We start from the raw sequence: 3276 nt of genomic DNA on the forward strand, positions 1-3276 counted from the left end.
TGTCCGACGGCAGAATGTGGGAGGTACTAACCGCACGTTATTTTAGTGCCATATGCCTCCCTGACTGCACGGTCATGCATGTAACCGCATAATCTCAGCGGTTTTGCCGCACGATGTTGTAGTCTTATCTGAGGAGCATGAATCATCATGCTTTTCAGATAAGGCCATGACCACGGTTGTGATCACAGCCTTTGCACATTGATAATAAAATATTTCATCAATAAAGTCCCTGATTTTCTACAGCATCGTGGATGACATCAGCATCAATCACTTTCTTTTCGCGCTGGGAGCCAATAGTCAGAGCATCTGTCATCAGGTTGTCAATCAGGCGAGGATTCCCTTGTGTGTAGCTATGAACAGCTGAAAGTGCAGCTTCATTAATGATGGTTGCAGATGCACCAGCCAGACTAAGTTTGTGAAGAACGTATTTTCCTACTTCATCATCTGATAATCCAGAGTAATTATAATGAATGGTAATGCGCTGACGAAGTGCTTCATGTACAGGCTTGCGCAAAGTATCATTCAAGTGGGATTCACCACAAAGAATTAGGGTAAAGTGATTCACAGAATCATAACCATAGTTCATAAGCATCTTGATATCATTGAGAATACCAGTGTTTAAGTACTGTGCTTCATCAATAGCCAGGAGTAAAGGCTGACGCTTTTCTTTGTAAAGGTAAGTGATCTGTTCACGGATTGCCTGGAACATAGCAGGTTTGCCACCTTTTTCGCTAACACCCAGCATGGCACACAGTTGTTTGTAAAAATCAGCAACACTGATAGTGGAAAGGCACATGTATTCCATGTGATAAAGGCTGGGGTTAAGGCTTGCAGCGAAACAGCGGAGCGCATAGGATTTTCCCATGCCGGGTCTGGCTGTAAATACGCCAATCCCACGGATTTCTTTCAGGTAATTCAAACGGTTGATCATTTCATTGTAATCATGGGAAACGAAGTGATCCTTTTCCTGAATCTGCTGTTTGTCAAACGGATTGTAGGATAATCCATAGTAAGAACTGAACATTAGCGGGCACCTCCAATCTTTGAATAGTCAATGGAAACAGCATTGTTACGTTTTGTGTGACAGTTCTCATTTCGGTTGGTCTGACGGATCTTGAACTTCTCATTGTCCATCAGGATGTAAGCGGAATCCATGTCGTCAGGGAGAAAGCGGATATCCACTTTGGCTGAAATGAACTGCATGGGAACATCATAGCAGACGTTATCGATTGTGATGGTGGAATCCTTGCGGACTTTTCGGGTGATGCGGTTATAAAAGCAGTCATTCAGCCATTCACGTGATTTTGGTCGCTGAGGATGATCCTTTGAATTCTGGAAACGCTCCATAGGGGTCTCATTGATTCCTCTGTGAAAGGTTGTGTTATAAGAGCGCATGTAATCCTTCAGCAGGTCATTGAACTGTGAAAGAGAAGTAATACTGCTGATATCAAGGGTATAGAGCCATCTTTCTTTGAGGGTCCTGAAATGCCGTTCCACCTTGCCTTTACTAGCGCCATCTCGAATTTTTGTATGTAAAAGCAGGATACCAAGAGACACACAGATCATGGAAAGCTGTTCATTACTATAGCTGCAGCCATTATCAACATAAAGCTTGTCTGGAATTCCGTAGGTAGAAATGGCCTGCTTGAGTACTTTCTGGAAGTTGTATGCGTTGTCATTATAGAAAAGTTCGCCACCGACCAGAAGACGGGAATGGTCATCAATGATCATGATGCAGTAGACTCTTCGGGTCTTTCCATCTTCCGTGATATAAGGAAGATAACAGGTATCAGCCTGCCAGATCTTACCGAATTCATCTTCTTCATAAGCCTTTCGGTCTCTTAAGTTCGGATCTCTGGCTGATTTTAAGTCATTGTTGCGGATAAAACGCTGGACAGAATCAACGCTGACAGTAGAGGAAAGAAAAGATTCGCTTACAAGCCGTCCATAGATCTGCGTAGCATTCATACGTGGATACTCTTCTTTGATTCGGTAGATTTCGTTGATTGCTTCGTCGTTGAGAGCGCGAGAGATTCCTTTATCAGAACGTGATGTAGGCATTAGGGCATCGAGACCGCCACGCTGATACAACGATTTCCATTTCTCAAGAGTCTTGTAGCTGTAGGCAACAACAGTTCCATCAGGGAGAGTCAGTGGATGTTCGGTCACACGCTTATAGTAGGCAGTTGCGGAAGCATCAGGAAAAAGCCCCTGGATCACAGGAGCAATCATTGCAAAACGGAACTGAGCCACTAATGCATCATTTTTAGTTGTTTCGGTATCTTTACTCATGGTAAAAGTCCTCCTTGTGTGTTTTCTTTATCATAAGGGGACAGAAAGAGAAGTACCATGTACCGCTTGTGTGGTCACCATAAAACATGATCAGGCAGAAATACCTGCTGATGGTAGTGTGCGTTTCGGGGCCGCTTAAGCACTGGATTTTTATGAGACTGAAGGAATGAATGCGATGTCTTTTGGATGAAGCTCATTGAGAAAGATGAATAATCATTACGGAAACAAAGCTGCTTCATAAATGTCAGGTCACAGATCTCACAGTTATCCAGAATGCCGAGCCATTCTTCTTTGTGCGATTTCCACAGGGCAAGCCATTTGTAGAAAGTCTTGGCAGAAATGTCAAAGCGTTCGCAGATATGCTCAACAGTATGAAGATGAGTAAAGAACTCGGCAAGGACACGGAGCATGAAGAACAGGCCATAGCTGGAGTGTGGAACGATAAAGTCAGGAAGGATTGCATGAGCATGCTGACAGCTGTCACAGAAGATACGCATAATGCACAGATCATCTTTTACAGGACTGCCCTTGTGAAAGTCGATGATATTTCGGCTGTAGTAGTCGTGGATATGGAACTGTCCTTTCGAATGACAGATGGGACAGGTCTCCAGCTGAGGAATGAATTGATTCATAAAAGAATGAAAAATAGATTTTGATGAAATTTTTATACGAATTAGCTTGCAAAAAAGAGAGTTTTTTCTTATCATAATTATGGTTACGCAAGATGCCTTACTAGTAGGACTTGATCCTGATCTTGGCACTGCGTCTATGTTGAGAGAAAGAACGAACTTTGGTAGGGGCTGTTCTTTCTCTTTTTTTATTGTTACGAAATGAATATACAGAACCGAGAAAGAAAGGTCAAGAATAGAAACGAAAAAAGCGTGCGGTAATACACGGCACGCTGTAGTAGATATAAATATAAAGTTACGAAATTAATTTGCGGTAGAATTGCAGTCGGTTGGAACTTTAATTCGCCGCCCGACA

Annotated in this window: 3 protein-coding genes; all 3 read right to left on the bottom strand. The window is 42.8% G+C overall.

The genetic code is table 11. The annotated features are described in order from the left end of the window. Positions 1 to 217: 217 nt before the first annotated feature. The gene (locus DWV34_RS17090) at positions 218 to 1024 is read right to left on the bottom strand and encodes an ExeA family protein (RefSeq protein ID WP_118476777.1); all 807 of its coding nucleotides are present in this window, start codon (positions 1022 to 1024) and stop codon (positions 218 to 220) included. Next, on the bottom strand, positions 1024 to 2292 hold the full coding sequence (locus tag DWV34_RS17095) for a DDE-type integrase/transposase/recombinase (protein ID WP_118476778.1): 1269 nt from the start codon (positions 2290 to 2292) through the stop codon (positions 1024 to 1026). The genes DWV34_RS17090 and DWV34_RS17095 overlap by 1 nt, the downstream gene beginning before the upstream one ends. Positions 2293 to 2366: 74 nt before the next feature. Further along, positions 2367 to 2999: a DUF6431 domain-containing protein gene (locus DWV34_RS18250; RefSeq protein ID WP_416386820.1), complete on the bottom strand. Its 633-nt coding sequence runs from the start codon at positions 2997 to 2999 to the stop codon at positions 2367 to 2369. Positions 3000 to 3276 lie beyond the last annotated feature (277 nt).

It is taken from the genome of Anaerostipes sp. AF04-45 (assembly GCF_003461725.1).
GTDB lineage: Bacteria > Bacillota > Clostridia > Lachnospirales > Lachnospiraceae > Anaerostipes > Anaerostipes caccae.

Excerpts from the sequence above, each read along its gene's own strand:
- DWV34_RS17090 (WP_118476777.1), bottom strand. The coding sequence starts at position 1,024 with ATGTTCAGTTCTTACTATGGATTATCCTACAATCCGTTTGACAAACAG.
- DWV34_RS17095 (WP_118476778.1), bottom strand. The coding sequence starts at position 2,292 with ATGAGTAAAGATACCGAAACAACTAAAAATGATGCATTAGTGGCTCAG.
- DWV34_RS18250 (WP_416386820.1), bottom strand. The coding sequence starts at position 2,999 with ATGATAAGAAAAAACTCTCTTTTTTGCAAGCTAATTCGTATAAAAATT.